Here is a 16,953-nt window from a genome sequence, read left to right as displayed (position 1 = left end):
CTGGGGAGCGGCCGAGAAGGGATTCGATGGAATATTACGATTGCTTCGCCGCAAGCTATGCCAATGCGCGCGCGAAGTTCCTGAAGGCGGCGACCGCGGCCCACGGTGAAGTGCGGTCGTTCCTGCACCCTGCGAAGAAGGCGCCGGACGGAGGCCCGCTGGCGATTGACGTCGCCTGCTTCGGCGACCGCAAGGCGGCGCGCCAGGGGCTGTTCGTGAGCGGCACGCACGGCCAGGAGGGCTTCTCGGGCTCGGCCGTACAGATCGGCTGGCTGAACGCGGGCGGTCCGGCGCGGCTGCCCGACGGCGTCGGCGTGGTGCTGGTGCACGGCCTCAATCCCTACGGCTTCGCGCACTTCACGCGCACGACCGAGAACAACGTCGACCTCAACCGCAACTTCATCGACCGCGATGCGGGCCCCGCGCCCGCCAATCCGCACTACGAGACGCTTCACGCCGATCTGCTGATCCGCGAATGGACCGACGCAGAGAACGATCGGGTCGCCGGCGTGCTCGACCGTTTTGCCGAAAGCAAGGGCCGCGACGTGCTGTTCGATACGCTGGCACGCGGCCAGTACGAGCACCCGGACGGGCTGATGTTCGGCGGCACGGACCGCGAATGGTCCAATCGCACTCTCGAAACCATCGTCGCCGAAACGCTGGCCGACGCCGAGCGCGTGGCCTTCATCGACAGGCACACCGGCATCGGCGAGTACGGCAAGCCGTTCTTCCTCTGCTTCAACGATCCCGCCGGCCCGCTGTTCGCGCGCGCCTGCGAGTGGTGGGGCAAGGACAATGTCGACGGCGTGCGGCCGCACGGCATGGAGCGGCCCAACTACACCGGCCTCGTCTTCCAGGGCGTGCAGCGCTTCCTCGGCAATCGCGACATGTGCGGCGCGGTGATCGAGTTCGGCACGCGCGGCGTCAACATGCGCCGCGTGCTGCGACTCGATCAGTGGCTGCGTCGCCAGCACGGACTCGACCCCGACATCCGCGCCACCCTGCAGGCCGACATGATGGACGCCTTCTGCCCCTTCGACGGCCAGTGGCGCAAGGACACGCTCGACTACGGGCTGAAGCTCACCGACCAGGCACTTGCGGGACTCGCATCATGGTGACGATCAAGTACGACAATCAGGGCGACGCGATCTCGCGCGACGTGCCGGCCGACAGCCTGGCGCTGATCGACGCGGGCGGCAACGGGACCGAACGCAGCTACACCTACGCCGACATCATTCGCCTCAGCGGCGCCGTGGCGCGCGGGCTTCTGAAGCGCGGCCTGCAGCGCGGCGACAGGGTCGCGATCCTCTCGGCCAACCGCGCCGAGTTCCTGCTGACCTTCCTCGGCACGATGCAGGCCGGCCTCGTCTCCGTTCCGGTGAACTACAAGCTGCCGGCCGAGACGGTCGCCTATGTCGTCGGAGACTGCGATGCCAGGCTGGTGATCGGCGACGATGCGCGGCTGCCGCTGGCGCCCGACAACGTGCCGAAGCTCTCCTTCGACCGGGACTTCGAGAGCCTGCTCGACGAGGGACCTTTCACGCCCGTGCCGATGAAGCCGGAGGAACCGGCGATGTTCCTCTACACGTCGGGCTCGACGGGCCGGCCCAAGGGCGTGGTGCTGTCGCACTATTCGCATCTCTGGGCGATCAGCCAGCGCGTGCGCCGGCCGGCGCCGATCGGCCAGCGCGCCCTCGTGGCCGCGCCGCTCTATCACATGAATGGTCTCGCGATGTGCCAGACCACCTTCTCGCACGGCGACACCGTGGTGCTGCTGCCGCAGTTCACGACCCGCGGCTACATCGAGGCGGCCGCGAAGCATCGTGTCGCTTTCCTGACCTCCGTCCCCACCATGATCGCGATGATGCTGCGCGAGCGCGAACTGCTGGCGAACAACGACCTCTCCGCCGTCGAGGCCGTCCGCATGGGCTCCGCGCCGATCACCCAGTCGCTGATCGACCAGGTTCGCGAGGTGTTTCCCAAGGCGGCCATCAGCAACGGCTACGGCACGACCGAGGCCGGCCCCGTCGTGTTCGGCCCGCATCCCGAGGGATTGCCCCAGCCGGAACTCTCGACCGGCTATCCGCATCCCGCCGTGCAGCTGCGCCTGGTGCGCGACGGCAAGGAAGTGCAGGACGAAGGCGCGCTGGAGATGAAGTGCGGCGCGCTGATGACGCACTACCACAAGCTGCCCGCCAAGACCGCCGAGGTGATGACGCCGGACGGCTACTACCGGACCAGCGACGTCTTCCGGCGCGACGAGAACGGCTTCTTCTATTTCGTGGGCCGGGTCGACGACATGTTCGTCTGTGGTGGCGAGAACATCTATCCCGGCGAGGTCGAGAAAATGCTCGAGCGGCATCCCGGCATCCACCAGGCCGCGGTGATTCCCGTTCCCGACGAACTCAAGGGCCACAAACCGATCGCCTTCGTCGTCAAGGCGGCCGGCGCCGATCTCGACGAGCAGGCGGTGAAGACTTATGCGCTGGCCAATGCGCCGGCCTACCAGCATCCGAGACGGGTGCTGTTCGTCGACGAGATGCCCCTCGCCGGCACCAACAAGATCGACAAACGCGTTCTCGCAAAGCAGATCCCAACCGGAGAAGTATAAAAATGAAAGCAGCCGTCGTCCGTGAACATGGTGGACCGGACCGCCTCGTCTTCGAAACCAGCTTCCCCGACCCGACGCCCGGCGAGGGCGACGTGATCGTCGCGGTGAAGGCCTCGTCGCTGAACTATCACGATGTCTTCACCCGCCGCGGCATGCCCGGCATCAAGGTTCCGATGCCCGCGATCATGGGCCTCGATGTCGCCGGCGAGATCGCCGAGGTCGGTCCCGGCGTCACCGGCTGGAAGAAGGGCGACCGGGTGCTGGTCGACCCGATCAACCGGGTCGAAGGCGGCCTGATGGGCGAGACGGTGCATGGCGGTCTGGCCGAACTGTGCAAGGCGCGCGCCCACCAGCTGATCAAGATCCCCGACGGCGTGAGCTACGCCGACGCCGCGGCACTTCCCGTCGCCTACGGCACGGCGCTGCGCATGATGGTCACCAACGGCCACATCGCGAAGGGCGAGAAGGTCCTTATCCTGGGCGCCTCGGGTGGCGTCGGCGTCTGCTGCCTGCAGCTCGCCAAGCTCGCCGGCTGCGAAGTGATCGCCTGCGCCGGCACCGATGCCAAGGCCAAGCGCCTGGCCGAACTCGGCGCCGACAAGACGATCAACTACGTCGAGAAGGATTTCATGAAGGAAGCCTGGGCGATGTACGGCAAGCCGACGCGCCGCGGCTCGCTCAGCCATCAGGGTATCGATGTCGTTGTGAACTATACCGGCGGCGACACCTGGGTGCCGTCGTTGAAGACGCTCAAGGTCGGCGGACGTCTGCTGACCTGCGGTGCCACCGCCGGCTATGCGCCGACCGAGGACATCCGCTTCATCTGGACCTTCGAGCTCAAGATCCTGGGTTCCAATGGCTGGATGCGCACCGACATCGAGAAGCTTCTGGAGCTGGTGCAGAGCGGCAAGCTCAAGGTGCTGGTCGACAAGATCTACCCGCTCGCCGAGGCGCGCGAGGCGCTGCGCGTGATCGAGGACCGCGAAGTGTTCGGCAAGATCGTGGTGGCGCCATGAGCGACAAGCTCCAGCCGCTGACTCCGGAGGAGATGCAGGCGCAGCTCGACCGCTCGCCCTTCATCGCCTTTCTCGGCCTGAAAGTGATCGCAGCCGATCCCGCGAAGGAGGAGGTCACCATGACCTGCTCCATGCGGCCGGAATTCGAGCGCGGCGCCGGCACGGGCCAGTGGCACGGCGGCCCGCTTGCGGCGATCATCGACACGGTCGGCGACTATGCGCTGATCATGGCGCTGCGCCGCCCCCTGCCGACCATCAACTTCCGCGTCGACTATCTCCGACCCGCCATCAAGACATCGCTCATCACGACGGCGCGGGTGCGCCGCGCCGGCAAGAGCGTGGGCGTCGTCGATGTCGACGTGTTCAACGAACAGAAGGCTCTCCTCGCCGTGGGCCGTGCGACCTATTCGACGCTGCAGGCTTAGACCACACGGTATGAAGTTTGCTTCGTCTGCCTTGGGGATTGGGGAACGGAGGGTGTCATGACGATCAAGGTTTCACGCCGCGTGTTTGGCGCGGGTGTCTTGGCGACCGGTATGGTCGGCACGTCCAGGGGATCGTTTGCGCAGGGCACGCCCAAGCGGGGCGGCACCTTGGTGGCGACCTGGGGCGGCGGCGAGCCGCAGGCCTGCTACGTGCCGGCCGGCGGCGGCTCGAGCCCGACCTTTTCTTCGTCCAAGCTGTTCGAGCGGCTCGCCTTGAGGAGAATGGACGGCAAGTTCGAGGGCGTGCTGGCCGAGTCGTGGAAGCCGTCTGCCGACTTCAAGTCCTATGCGGTGAAGATCCGCAAGGGCGTGAAGTTCCATGACGGCAAGGACATGACCGTCGACGACGTCGTCTATTCCGTCGGCGAGATCTGGAAGAAGTATGCCGCGGCCTCGGCGCTCACCGACTTCGCGGGCATCGAGGCGCCCGACGCCGAGACGGTCGTCTTCAAGTACAACAATCCGACGCCGGAATTCTTCTTCGCGTCGACGCTCTGCGGCACCGTCTCCTACATCCTGCCCAAGCACATCTATGCCGGCAGCGACCCCGTCACCAATGCCGCCAACAACGCGCCGATCGCAACCGGCCCGTGGAAGTTCAAGGAGTGGGTGCGCGGCAGTCACTTCGAGTACGTGAAGAACGAGAACTACTGGAAGAAGGACGAACCCTATCTCGACCGTTTGATCATCCGCTACGTGCGCGATCCGGCGGGCCGCGCTGCGGCGATGGAAGCGGGCGACATCCATATCGGCGTGTTCAATCCCGTCGCACCGCCCGACATCAAGCGCCTCACGGGAACCGGCAAGTTCGTGGCCACGCCCAAGGGCTATGAGGAAGCGGTCTGGTCGACGACGCTTGAGTGCAACATGCGCAATCCGGTCTTCGCCAAGCGCGAGGTCAGGCAGGCGATGTTCCACGCCGTCAATCGCGAGTTCATCGCCAAGACGGTCTATTACGGCTACGCGCGGCCGGGCACGAGCCCGATCTACTCTCCCAACAAGGAGTTCTACACCGCCGACACGTTCAAGACCGGCTTCGATCCGAAGAAGGCGGCCGCCCTGCTCGATGCGGCCGGCTTCCCGAAGAAGGCCGACGGCAAGCGCTTCACCCTGAACCTGCTTTCGGCGGGCTGGTTCCAGGAGAACGGCAAGGTCGGCGCCTATGTGAAGCAGGCGCTCGAGGATGTCGGCGTCGGCATCAACCTCACGGTCCCCGATCGCCCGACATCCCTCAAGCGCATCTACACCGACTACGATTACGACCTGGCGATCTCCAACCAGGCCAATCCGTCGGAGCCGGTGCCGTCGACCACGCAATACTTCACGACCGACGGCATCTTGAAGGGCGTGCCGTTCCGCAACGCCTCGGGCTATTCCAATCCCGACGTCGACAAGCTGGTCGCCAGCATCAAGGTCGAAACCGACCCGACCAAGCGCAAGGCGCTGGTCGTCGAGTTCCAGAAGATCATCGCGCAGGAAGCCCCGCTCCTGCCGCTCGTCGAACTGGAGTCGATCACCCTGGCCAGCACCAAGGTGCAGAACCACTCGAACGACCCGAACTTCCTCGCGGCAAGCTGGGGAGACCTATGGCTGGCGAGCTAGTCTCGCCGACGCCCGCCCTTCGCGGCTCCGCACGCCGCACGGCGGCGCTGCGGCTGCTGCGGCGACGGCTGATCCAGGCCGTACCGCTGATGCTGGGCGTGGTGGTGATCAACTTCTGCCTGATCCAGATGGCGCCGGGCAGCTTCCTCGAGCTGATGACGGCCGAGAACCAGGTGAGCGATCCGGCGACGGTCGAGCTGCTGCGCAAGACCTACGGGCTGGAAGATCCCGTGTGGATGCAGCTGCTGAAATACATCTGGGCGCTGCTGCACTTCGACTTCGGCTTCTCCTATCGCCAGAACATGCCGGTCATCCAGGCGATCTGGATCCACCTGCCGGCGACGATCCTGCTCATGGTGTCGAGCATTACCCTCGCGGTCACGATCGGCGTGGCGGCGGGCGTCGTGGCCTCGATGAAGGTCCGCACCTTCTGGGACAGCCTGGTCTCGATCGCCGCCATGTTCTTCTACGCCGCGCCCAGCTTCTGGCTCGGCATCATGATGATCGTGCTCTTTTCGGTGAAGCTCGGCTGGCTGCCGGTCGGCGGCATGATGAAGATCGGCGGGACCGGTGGCGTGCTGGAGATCCTGCATCACCTGATCCTGCCGACGTTGGCATTGGGCCTGTTCTATGCCGCGATCTACACCCGCGTCATGCGCTCCTCGATGCTGGAGGTCGCGCAGCTCGACTTCGTGCGCACGGCGCGTGCCAAGGGCCTCAGCCGCAACAAGGTCACGATCCACCATGTGCTGCGCAACGCGCTGCTGCCGGTGGTGACGATCCTGGGCGTGCAGATGGGCACCGTGCTGGCCGGCAGCGTCGTGATCGAGAGCGTGTTCAGCTGGCCGGGCGTCGGCTCGCTGCTGTTCGACAGCGTGAGCTCGCGCAACTATCCGGTCGTGCTCGGCATCATGGTGCTGGGCTCGCTGGTCGTCATCGCGGCCAACATCGCGGTCGACCTCGTCTACATGTGGCTCGACCCGCGCATCGAGATCCGCTGATGCAACGCTTTGAGTTCCCCCGCTTCGAGTTTGTCGGCCGCTTCGCCCGCAACCGCGGCGCCCTGGTCGGCGCCTGCCTGATCCTGGTCGTCGCGTTGATGGCTATCTTCGCCTCGGTGTTCTTCCCGACCGATCCGCTCCGGATCGTTGGCCTGCCCGAATTGTGGCCCGGTGAGGACCCGGAATTCCCCCTGGGCACCGATTCGCTGGGCCGCGACATCCTCTCGATGATCGTCCACGGCGCGCGCGCGACCCTGCTGATCGGGCTCTTCGCCTCGGCGGTCGCCACGATCATCGGTGTCGGCGTCGGTGCGATCGCCGGCTATTTCGGCGGCTGGGTCGACGAGGTCTCGATGCGGGCAGCCGAGCTGTTCCAGACCATTCCGAACCTGATCTTCGTGCTCACCATCGTGGTGATCCTGGGTTCGACCCTGACCAATATCGTGATCGCCATCGGCATCGTGAGCTGGACGCCGATCGCGCGCATGACCCGGGCGGAGTTCCTGTCGCTGCGCGATCGCGAGTTCGTTCAGGCCTGCCGTTCGATGGGCATGAGCGACTTTCGGATCATCGTCTCGGAGATCCTGCCCAACGCCCTGCCGCCGGTGATCGTGTTGTCCTCCCTGGTCGTGGCGGGCGCCATCCTGTTCGAATCGGCCGTCTCCTTTCTCGGCCTGGGCGATCCCAACGTCGCGAGCTGGGGCCGGCTGGTCGGCGACGGGCGGCAGCTCATCCGCAGTTCCTGGTACATCTGCGCCATCCCGGGCATCGCGATCATGATCACCGTGCTCTGCCTCAACCTGGTGGGCGACGGGCTGAACGACGCGCTCAATCCGAAGCTGAGGGACCGGTGATGGGCGGCTCGGCTCTCCCTCTCGAAATCACCGACCTCCGCACCACGCTCTTCACCCGCCGCGGCGAGATGAAGGCGGTCGACGGGCTCAGCCTCACCGTCGGCGCCGGCGAGACCGTGGCGCTGGTGGGCGAATCCGGCTGCGGAAAGTCGCTGTCGGCGCTCTCGATCATGCGCCTGCTGCCCGATCCGCCGGCGCGCATCGTCGGCGGCCAGGTCAAGCTCAACGGCCGGGACATCGTGCCCCTGCCCGAGGAGACCATGCTCGGCATCCGCGGCAAGGAGATCGGCATGATCTTCCAGGACCCGCTCAGCTCGCTGAACCCGGTCGCCACGGTCGAGAAGCAGATCGTCGAAGTTCTGATGACCCATACCGAGCTCGGCCGCGGCCAGGCGAGGGTGCGGGCGCACGAGCTGCTGGAGCTGGTCGGCATGCCCGACGCGGCGCGCCGCCTCGACGCCTACCCGCACCAGCTCTCCGGTGGCATGTGCCAGAGGGTGATCATCGCCATGGCGATCGCCTGCAGCCCGTCGGTGCTGATCGCCGACGAGCCGACCACGGCGCTCGACGTCACGGTGCAGGCGCAGGTGCTGGCGCTCCTGAAGAAACTTCAGGCCGATGCCGGCATGGCGATGATCTTCATCACCCACGATCTCGGCGTCGTCGCCGAGACCGCCGACCGGGTGGTCGTCATGTATGCCGGCCGCAAGGTCGAGGAAGCCTCGGTCGACGAGCTGTTCGAGAGCCCGCTGCATCCCTATACGGTGGGCCTGATCGGGGCGACGCCTACACCGGGAGCCGCGCGTGCCGAGCGGCTGGCCGACATTCCCGGCATGGTGCCGCCGCTCAATGCCCTGCCCCAGGGCTGCGCCTTCGCGCCGCGCTGCAAGCGGGTGATGGACCGCTGCCTGACCGAGAAGCCCAACCTCACGGTTCCCGGCGCGGGCCGCCTCGTCGCCTGCTTCGCGGCGGAAGGGGGCTGACCATGTCGTTGCTCTCCCTGCGCGACGTGCGCGTCCAGTTCAACACCGCGGGCGGCGTCGTGCGTGCCGTGAACGGCGTCAGCCTCGACCTCGCGGTCGGCGAGACGCTGGGCCTCGTGGGCGAATCCGGCTGCGGCAAGTCCACCCTGGGCAAGGCTATCATGAAGCTGGTGCCCGTCGCCGGCGGCGAGATCGTGGTCGAGGGCGTCGACATCGCACCGCTCAACCGCGAGCAGCTCACCGAGATGCGCCGCAAGGTGCAGATGATCTTCCAGGACCCGTATGGATCGCTGAACCCGCGCTCGACGGTCGGCCGCTCGGTGGCACAGCCGCTGGTGCTGGCCGGCTGGAAGGCCGACGCGACGGCTGAGCGGGTCGAGACCTTACTGCGCTGGGTCGGCCTGCCGAGCGACGCCAAGCAGCGCTACCCGCACGAATTCTCCGGCGGCCAGCGCCAGCGCATCGGCATCGCCCGCGCCCTGGCGCTTAGCCCCAAACTCATCATCTGCGACGAGCCGGTCTCGGCGCTCGACGTCTCGGTGCGCGCCCAGGTGATCAATCTCCTCGAGGATCTGAAGAGCCAGTTCGGCGTCTCCTACCTCTTCATCAGCCACGATCTCAGCGTCGTCGAGCACATCGCCGACCGGGTGGCGGTGATGTATCTCGGCATGCTGTTCGAGATCGGCGGCCGCGACCAGATCTGGAAGAGCCCGCAACACCCCTACACGAAGGCCCTGCTGGCCGCCGCGCCGATCGCCAACCCGAAGCTCGCCCGCGCCCGCCAGCGCACGGTCCTGCAGGGCGAGCTGCCCAGCCCGCTCAACCCACCGCCCGGCTGCCCCTTCAACTCCCGCTGTCCGATGGCCCAGGACCGCTGCCGGGTCGAGAAGCCGGTACTGCGGCCGGTTAGCAACGGCGCGCAGGCGGCGTGCCATTTCGTCTGATTTGGCTATGATCCGGGCCATGAGACTGCCCGTAGCCTTGTCCGCCCTGTCGGCCGCCCTGCTCTGCGCCGTTGCGCTTCCCGGGGCCGCCTCCGCCCAGACCATGCAGTTTGCCTGCCCCGACCCGGGCACGACCTTCACCTACGACAGCGGGGTCAAGGTCGTGGCCCGCAGCCGCGACGGCATGGACTGCATCATGGACCGCGTCGGCGGGAAGCCCTTCAAGCTGCGCGCGCTGCTGTTCGACAATCCCTCGGCCGACGGCGCCGACCTCACCGCCTACATCGCCGCCCTTCGGCCGGAGCGCCTGTGGCCGCTCGAAGTCGGCAAGAAGATCGAGGCGAGCTACAAGATCGGCAGCGGCACCTGGACCTACCAGCTCGCGGTGGCGCGCTATGAGCGGCGCACCGGGCCGGGCGACAAGATGATCGACACGTTCCTGATCGAGATGAACGAGACCGGCGACAAGGGTCAGCGCACGATCTCTCGCTGGTGGATCTCCCCCGCCGACAAGTTCGCCATCCGCTACGATTTCAGCGACGGCGCCGGCAAGGCCAACCGCGCGGTCGTGACCGAGGTCACGCGGTAGAGCGCTGGCTTACTTCCGCCAGTACGTCTGGGCTTGCACGTTCGAGCCGGGACCGACATAGGCCCGGATGAACAGGTCGCCTTCCGGCTTGCATTGGGCATTATTGACGCCGCGAATTTTCTCGGTGCACAGAAGACAATCCGGGCAGTCCGCAACCGGGCGGGGCGAGCAATCGTACCCCGAGTAGGTGAGTTGCTGCCGTCCCTTCGATTCGATGACCCCACGAAGGTAAGAGGCCATTCGAGTGTTGTCGATCCAGGTATTGGCCGGCAGCGTGTAATGAAAGGGGCCAGTCACCCGGGTTTTGGTGGAAGCTTGCTCGATATTATCGCAGAAAAACGTACAGCCACCGATAGCGAGCAAGAAAGCAAGGACAGACGCAAGACGACATTGGAAGAATCTCGGCATGCCGCACCTCGTTGTGAAAGCGCAGCATGCCGGGCATTCATTTTCGTTCCACCAATCTATGGTTGCAATCAGACCAAGGCATCACGGAGCGTCTCTCACCGGGAAGACCGGCGGCGCCACGTAACGCTTGTACTTCGGATCGAGCAGGTCACGCTTCCACCCGGAGAAGCGGCGGCTCTCGTCTTGCTCCTTCAGAACGCGATCGGCGGCAGCCTCCACCCCCATGGCCTTGGCGATCGTGTAGGCGACCGAATTGCTGTTCTGGATCTGGCCACCGTCGGTGCCAAGCTCGTACGATGGGTCATACGCTTTGTAGTCGAGGTCTCGCTCCGTGATAGCTGAAGCCGCTTCGGCACCTTTCGCCCAGATTTTCTCGATTTCTTCCCTGCTGCCGGACTTCACTACTCCGACAGATTTCGTATCCCCGAGCGTATCTGGATTGGATTCCGTGCCCCGCAGGTGAGCTCCATCGGTTGCCAGCATCTGCCGTTTGTCCGTATGCCTTGAATGACCAAAGCCATGAAGTTCACTGACTATCTGGCCCTTATGGACAAGCGCCAGAAAGGCATGCCCGCGATGGGCAATCGGTCGCTGCCTCAGTTCGATCTGCCAGTCTCCTTCCTGGTTGGGATACATGATCTCGGCGGCCCTACGGTCGGTCATCGTTCTTTCCTTCGGAATGGTTACGAGGCATGCCAAGCGAAGGCTTCGGCTCCACGCGCGCCGAACTTTCCGCAATGAGCGGAGGCGCGTGCGACGAGACCGTTCGCGGTTGGCGTTTTCCTAGAGTGCTGGCACTGCCGGCACGACGTGCTTCGAACGAAGCAGCACAACCCCATCATCGATAAGGGGGCTGACCTTTTAAACGCTGAAGACTGATCGTGACCGGGCAGACACGGCCGACGCATTGCGTCGAAACCTGCGGGTAGTATAGCAGATTTCTGCTCAATCTCAATTTTGCGCTACACCACCGAACCTGGATCGGTGTTGGCGCCGCAGATCAACGTCGCGACACGCTCGCCCGGCGCGGGACGATAGGCGCCGGCGCGCAGCGCGGCGAGGCCGGTTGCGCCGGCCGGTTCGGCGACGATGCGAAGCTCGTCCCACAGCGCGCGCTGCGTCTCACGCACGGCCTCGTCGGTGACGAGCACGGAGTCGCGGACTAGCATGCGGGCGACCTCGAAGTTGGGCGTGCCGATGCGGCTGGCGCCCAGCGCGTCGGCGGCGATGCCGGAGATCGCGACGTCGACCGGCTTCCCGGCCTTCAGCGCCTCGTGCAGGGTCGGCGTGCCCTCGGTCTCGACGGCGACTATCTTCTTCACCGAGCCGATCGCGGCGGCGCAGCCGGCGATCAGGCCTCCACCGCCGACGGCGATCAGCAGCGTGTCGAACTCGGCCTGCTCGGCGAATTCCAGCGCGACGCTGCCGGCGCCCGCGAACACGACCTCGTCCTCATAGGCTGGCACGATCAGCGCGCCGGTCTCCGCGGCGCGCGCTTCGGAGGCGGCGCGGGCTTCGGCATACACAGCGCCGATCTGGTTCACGACCGCGCCGTAGCTGCGCAGCCGCGCCACCTTGGCCGGCGCGGCGATGGTCGGCACGAAGATCTCGGCCTTGTGGCCCAGGGCGCGCGCGGCATAGGCCGCTGCGGCACCGTGATTGCCGCCTGACGCCGCGACAATGCCGGCCGCCGGCACCTTCGAGGCGAGCAGCTTGTGGAACGCGCCGCGTCCCTTGAACGAGCCGCTGACCTGCAATGATTCGAGCTTCAGCGCCAGCGATACCGTCACGCTGAGCGAGCCGGCAGGGAGTTCGATGACCGGCGTGCGACGCACATGCGGCCGGATCAGGCCCCAGGCGGCCTCGACGTTGGAACGGGAGATCATGCGGCCTCTTCGCTTCTCCTCCCCCGTCAGCGGGGGAGATGTCCCCGAAGGGGACGGAGGGGTCATAGGCAGAGAGGCATCAATGACCCCTCCGCCCCGTAAGACGGGGCACCTCCCCATTTGAATGGGGAGGCGTTTACTTCCGGCAGGCCGGGACGTGCCGCAGGTAGTAGTCGAAGTCGGGGGTGCTGGCGCGCGGGTCCTTGGCTTCTTCGTCGTAGCGTCTGAGCCGCACCGCTTCGGCGTGATACGGATTGGCGCGGAAGGCGTCGACCTCGTCGGGCGACATCAGGCCACCCTGCAGCTCCAGGCTGCGCACCGAGTCGGGCGCCAGCTTGCCGAAATAGTCGGACTCGACGGTGCAGAGATAGCGCTTCGCCGTCACATGCAGGCGAACCGGCTCGCTGACCGCGGGCTCGAAACGCTCGGCCAGCCATTGCGCGCCCAGCTCCTCATGAACGTCGTCGACGCCCTGCGAGGCCGGGTCTTCGCCAAGCCCGTGGATCATGTGTCCGACATCGTGCAGCAGCGAGGCCAGCACGGTCGCCGGCGGCGCACCGTCGGCCTCGGCCAGCGCCGCCGCCTGCAGCGCGTGCTGAAGCTGGTTGATGTCGGAGAGGCCGTAACGCCGCGTGGCTCGGCCGGCGAAGATTTCCAGGAGTTCCTGGCGCAGTGGATCGCTCATGCACTCTTTTTACCATGAACCGGGGCGAAGCCGGGAATCATGGAAAGCGCCTGCTTCAAAGGGTCCGACTGCCACGCGCGCGTAACAAAATCGCCATGCATGTCGAGTCCGCCCGTCGGCCCCAGGAAGCAGGCGGTGCCCGGTGTCAGCGCTTTCGGAACAGTGCGAGTAGAGGTAATGCGGCGCTTGGCCAGCAGCCCCTGAAGGGTGGCGTTCTCGTCTTTGGTCGAATCGGTGAAGGCACTCAGCAGGAACGCCTGCCGGCGGCGGGCGGCGAACCAGGCAGCGAACTTGTCCTCGTCGCCGTAGAGCGCATCCAGCAGGATCAGCCCGTTCACGCGATGGTTGGCGCCGCCGCGCTCCAGCGCATAGGCCGCCGACAGGTAGCCGCCGCTATAGGCGGCGATCGTCACCGGCGCGAGGTTCAGGCCACGGCCGGCGCTGCGGTTGCCGTAGAGACGCATCAGCCGTTCCGCCGCCTCGTCGACATATCTGGCGAAATGTCCGCCGCGCCAAAAATTGCCGGCGCTCGAATCCAGGGCATCGTAGGCGAGCTGCGGCGCCACCAGGGCGATGTTCTTCCCCGACTCGTCGACCTGTCGCGGCACGGCCTGGCGCAGCACCACGTCGCGCTCCAGGGTGGCGCCCTGACCGTGGAGGAAGAGCAGGATCAGCACCGGTCGCGCCGGATCGAAGCCCTGTGGCAGGTAGAGCAGCGAACGACGATCACTGTAGGCCACGTCTTCCCAGTAGACGTCGCCGCGGCCAGTCGTATGACCGCGCCGCTTGCCGTCGCGCGCGTCGAGGAACGGCTTGGTCGTGTCCGGGATGAAGCCACGATAGGGAAAGGGCGAGGCGTCGAAGGCCGCGAGCTGCGTCTTAGGTTCTTTCAGGCCAAGCGGCGGCGCGGCCGGAGCAGGCTTCGCGGCATGCACCGGAGCGGTCTTCGCGGCAGGCTTGGGGGCCTGCCGCTTGCTGGGCTTCTTGGGCTTCTTCGGCTGGGCGTGCGCGGCGGTCGGCATCAGGAGAGCCCCCAGCAGCAGCGCCCGCCGCTTCACGCGACGGCGGACCGCGCTCCCCCCGTCGCCCGGGGCTGGAGCGGCATGATAACGGAGAAGAAGGCCGGCAGCGCGATCAGATAGGCGAAGGCACCGACCAGCACCACGGCCGGCAGGCCGAAGCTGGTCGCCACGATCGGCACCAGCGCGGCGCCGATCACCGAGAAGCAGCCGTTGATGCCCCAGGCCCACAGGAACATGTGATCCTTGCCGAGGCGGCCGAGCATCGTCATCGCGGTCGGCATGGGGAAGCCCATGAGGAAAGCCGGCGGGAACACGATCAGCAGGCAGAGCAGGATGCGCAGCGCGTAGGGCAGCGTGCCGATCCAGTCGAGCGCATAGTCGATGGTGAAGGCATAGGTCGCCAGGATCGCGAAGATCGCCAGGAAGACCTTGGGCATGAAGCTACGCGCCCGATCGAGGAAGCGTTCGGAGAAGAAGCTGCCCATGCCGGAGAAGACCAGCATGCCGGTGATCAGCACGGAGGCCGAGACCGTGGCGTTGGAGAGGGCCAGGATGAAGTGGGAGATCATGCCCACCTCGACGATGATGTAGCCGAGCCCCAGGCAGAGGAAATAGAGCATCGTGCCGGCCTTGCCAGGGTAGCGGCTGAAGATCGTGCGCCAGCCGAACACGACCGGGAACAGCACGAGGGTCAGCGCGAAGACCGTGGCGATGCCGAGCGTCGCCCACAGAAGCAGGTAGCCCCACTCGTCCTGCACCAGCTCGAGCCGGTCGGTGAACTTCAGCAGGTCGGGCACCTTGATGTAGGCGGCGAAGTACGGCTGGTGGTTGGTCAGGATGCGGGTGTCGAAGACATATTCGTCCGCAACCTTCTGCCAGCCGCCCTCGAGCAGATAATGCCAGGCGAGACGGCCGAGCACGGTTGCCGGTACGACCGGCGCGGGCGGCGGGCCGTCGACCTTGGCTTCGGTCGCCCCGGGCGCTCCCCCTGTACTCACTCCGGGGGGCGGCTTGTCGTTGGGCTCCGTCTCCGCGGGCGCCGTGGGATCGACGGCTTGGCCCGCGAAGAAGAACTGGTCGCGATAGTCCTGCAGGATCTGCTTCAGGTCGGCCGTATCGACCTTGAAGCCGGGATAGTAGATCTCGTCGAACGACATCGCCTTGGTGTGGGCGTTGAGCAGCTCGATCTCCGCCGGCGAGAAGCCGTCGCGCTTGTAGAGCACGGTGGCGGTCGAGAGATAGGACGAGACGACGTAGAATTTCTGCGCGATGTCCTTGCCGCCGTCCACGTCCCGTGCGGCGGCGGCCATCGTGGCATAGAGCTTCAGCACCGACTTGGGCGGCTCTTCCTTGTTCCACAAGGTCACCGACAGGACGCCGCCCGGCGTCAGCGCGCGCATGTAGGCGCTCATCGCCTCGCGGCTGTAGGAATACTTCTCGACGATCGAGAAGCCGCCTGGGCTCGACAGGCCGGCCGAATCGGCCAGCGACAGGTCGATCACGTCGTAGCGGTTCTTGGTATGCGCGACATAGAGACGGCCGTCATAGTCAACGACGTTGACCTTCGGGTTGTTCAGGATGTCGCCAGTGAAGTCGCGCAGGAACTTGTCCTCGCGGAAGGCGGTCAGCAGCGCGGGATTGCCCTCGGCCACCGTCACCTGGCTGGAGCCCGACTTCAGCGCCACCGCCGTCGAGATGCCGCCGCCGAACTGGACCACGAAGGTCTTGGGGTCCTTCTTCAGCAGGTACGGATAGTACATCGGCAGGTACTTGAAGTACGCCGTCTCGTCGGCCGGCAGGTCCTTGATGATGCCGGCGGGGCCTTCGGAATCGATATAGAGGCCGAGATAGGCGTTGGACGGCATCTTCTTCAGGTTGAAGGCCGCGTTGTCGGACTGGCCCGGCGCGAAATGCAGGTAGGAGCTGGAATAGACCTCGATGTAGCCGAACGGCGAGGCGCGCTCGTAGACGCGCACGGCATCGGGGAACTTGCGGGCGTAGGAGACGCCCTTGTAGTCGGACACGGCGAGCTTCGGCACGCTCAGGAGCTGCGGCGCCAGATGGTGCACGGCCGCCGACAGGATCGCGACGACGACGATGGCCGCGGTGCCGCGGCGATCGCCCAGCGCCACGAACCACAGGATGCCGCCGGCCAGCCACAGGAGCAGCGGCGCCATGATGAGGTCGTCGGGCCGCCAGGCATACATCGCCAACAGCACGGTGAGGCCGCACAGGCCCGAGCCGACGAGATCGGCGAAGTAGACGCGGTTGAAGGTCTTCTGCGCCTTCAGGAAGATGACGCCGAGATACAGCGCCCCCGCGAGGAACGGCAGGAAATAGAGCACGAAGTTGGCGAACAGCCGCCACTTCTGCATCGGGTCGGAGATCAGGAAGATCGCGTTGAACGGGACCTGCTGGGCGGCGAGGTTGCACACCACCATCAGCGGCCCGAAGGCCAGCAGCGCGCCCTTCACGGAGCCGATCCAGTGACGCTCGAACCAGCTCTTGCCGACGCACATCACGGCGCTGGTGAGACCGAAGCCGAACATGGCGAGGCTCACCACCAGCGAGCCGAAATGGGCCCAGCTGCCGACGGAGAACACGCGCATGATGCCGATCTGCAGCGCGATGATGCTGCCGGCGACCAGGCCTACGGACAGATAGAAAGCGAGCGGCGGGCGATGATCGAGATCGACCGTGATGGACAAGGGGGATCTCCGTTGTTTTTGTTGGATCGCTTTGTGCGATCTCTAGAGGGGACGACCTTCGGCCGTTCCGATCTTGATTGTCATCCCGAGGCCGCAGGCCGAGGGACCTTTGCTGTGCGCGAAAGGTCCCTCACTTCGCTCGGGATGACACCGGTACCG

16 protein-coding genes are annotated in these 16,953 nt (G+C 66.0%); 10 read left to right on the top strand and 6 right to left on the bottom strand.

Annotated features, from left to right (window positions below):
- The first annotated feature begins 26 nt into the window (after window positions 1-26).
- From EPO41_RS13400 to EPO41_RS13355, 10 genes are read left to right on the top strand one after another with little or no spacing between them, the layout of a single operon-like run.
- Complete coding sequence (locus EPO41_RS13400) at window positions 27-1,118, top strand: M14 family metallopeptidase (RefSeq protein ID WP_296325811.1); 1,092 nt, start codon at window positions 27-29, stop codon at window positions 1,116-1,118.
- Complete coding sequence (locus tag EPO41_RS13395) at window positions 1,112-2,611, top strand: class I adenylate-forming enzyme family protein (protein WP_296325809.1); 1,500 nt, start codon at window positions 1,112-1,114, stop codon at window positions 2,609-2,611. The genes EPO41_RS13400 and EPO41_RS13395 overlap by 7 nt, the downstream gene beginning before the upstream one ends.
- 2 nt (window positions 2,612-2,613) lie before the next feature.
- On the top strand, window positions 2,614-3,627 hold the full coding sequence (locus EPO41_RS13390) for a zinc-binding dehydrogenase (RefSeq protein WP_296325807.1): 1,014 nt from the start codon (window positions 2,614-2,616) through the stop codon (window positions 3,625-3,627).
- Window positions 3,624-4,052, top strand: coding sequence for a PaaI family thioesterase (locus EPO41_RS13385; protein ID WP_296325805.1), 429 nt, complete (start codon window positions 3,624-3,626; stop codon window positions 4,050-4,052). Before EPO41_RS13390 ends, EPO41_RS13385 begins: the two co-directional genes overlap by 4 nt.
- 57 nt (window positions 4,053-4,109) lie before the next feature.
- Window positions 4,110-5,714, top strand: a complete 1,605-nt coding sequence (locus EPO41_RS13380) for an ABC transporter substrate-binding protein (RefSeq protein ID WP_296325804.1) — start codon at window positions 4,110-4,112, stop codon at window positions 5,712-5,714.
- Window positions 5,699-6,715, top strand: coding sequence for an ABC transporter permease (locus tag EPO41_RS13375; RefSeq protein WP_296325802.1), 1,017 nt, complete (start codon window positions 5,699-5,701; stop codon window positions 6,713-6,715). The genes EPO41_RS13380 and EPO41_RS13375 overlap by 16 nt, the downstream gene beginning before the upstream one ends.
- Entirely contained in the window at window positions 6,715-7,569 is an 855-nt protein-coding gene (locus EPO41_RS13370) for an ABC transporter permease (protein WP_296325800.1), read from the top strand. The genes EPO41_RS13375 and EPO41_RS13370 overlap by 1 nt, the downstream gene beginning before the upstream one ends.
- The gene (locus EPO41_RS13365; RefSeq protein ID WP_296325798.1) at window positions 7,566-8,552 is read left to right on the top strand and encodes an ABC transporter ATP-binding protein; all 987 of its coding nucleotides are present in this window, start codon (window positions 7,566-7,568) and stop codon (window positions 8,550-8,552) included. The genes EPO41_RS13370 and EPO41_RS13365 overlap by 4 nt, the downstream gene beginning before the upstream one ends.
- A 2-nt stretch (window positions 8,553-8,554) precedes the next feature.
- Entirely contained in the window at window positions 8,555-9,496 is a 942-nt protein-coding gene (locus tag EPO41_RS13360; RefSeq protein WP_296325796.1) for an oligopeptide/dipeptide ABC transporter ATP-binding protein, read from the top strand.
- A 19-nt stretch (window positions 9,497-9,515) separates the two neighbouring features.
- A complete protein-coding gene (locus tag EPO41_RS13355) occupies window positions 9,516-10,085 on the top strand; it encodes a hypothetical protein (protein ID WP_296325794.1) in 570 nt (189 codons plus the stop codon).
- Window positions 10,086-10,094: 9 nt separating this feature from the next.
- Here EPO41_RS13355 and EPO41_RS13350 read toward each other — a convergent pair whose 3' ends face one another.
- The 6 genes from EPO41_RS13350 to EPO41_RS13325 form a co-directional block, all read right to left on the bottom strand.
- Window positions 10,095-10,493, bottom strand: a complete 399-nt coding sequence (locus EPO41_RS13350; protein WP_296325792.1) for a hypothetical protein — start codon at window positions 10,491-10,493, stop codon at window positions 10,095-10,097.
- Window positions 10,494-10,574: 81 nt separating this feature from the next.
- On the bottom strand, window positions 10,575-11,156 hold the full coding sequence (locus EPO41_RS13345) for a hypothetical protein (protein WP_296325790.1): 582 nt from the start codon (window positions 11,154-11,156) through the stop codon (window positions 10,575-10,577).
- A gap of 299 nt (window positions 11,157-11,455) precedes the next feature.
- The gene (locus tag EPO41_RS13340) at window positions 11,456-12,379 is read right to left on the bottom strand and encodes a serine/threonine dehydratase (protein WP_296325788.1); all 924 of its coding nucleotides are present in this window, start codon (window positions 12,377-12,379) and stop codon (window positions 11,456-11,458) included.
- A 136-nt stretch (window positions 12,380-12,515) separates the two neighbouring features.
- Window positions 12,516-13,064, bottom strand: coding sequence for an HD domain-containing protein (locus tag EPO41_RS13335; protein WP_296325786.1), 549 nt, complete (start codon window positions 13,062-13,064; stop codon window positions 12,516-12,518).
- The gene (locus EPO41_RS13330) at window positions 13,061-14,122 is read right to left on the bottom strand and encodes an alpha/beta hydrolase (protein WP_296325784.1); all 1,062 of its coding nucleotides are present in this window, start codon (window positions 14,120-14,122) and stop codon (window positions 13,061-13,063) included. The genes EPO41_RS13335 and EPO41_RS13330 overlap by 4 nt, the downstream gene beginning before the upstream one ends.
- Complete coding sequence (locus tag EPO41_RS13325) at window positions 14,119-16,794, bottom strand: hypothetical protein (RefSeq protein WP_296325782.1); 2,676 nt, start codon at window positions 16,792-16,794, stop codon at window positions 14,119-14,121. The genes EPO41_RS13330 and EPO41_RS13325 overlap by 4 nt, the downstream gene beginning before the upstream one ends.
- Window positions 16,795-16,953 lie beyond the last annotated feature (159 nt).

Origin of the sequence: Reyranella sp., assembly GCF_004297265.1 — a bacterium.
In the GTDB taxonomy this organism is placed as follows: domain Bacteria; phylum Pseudomonadota; class Alphaproteobacteria; order Reyranellales; family Reyranellaceae; genus Reyranella.
Note: the sequence above shows the minus strand (reverse complement) of the source record. Positions and strands in the feature narration are given on the sequence as shown.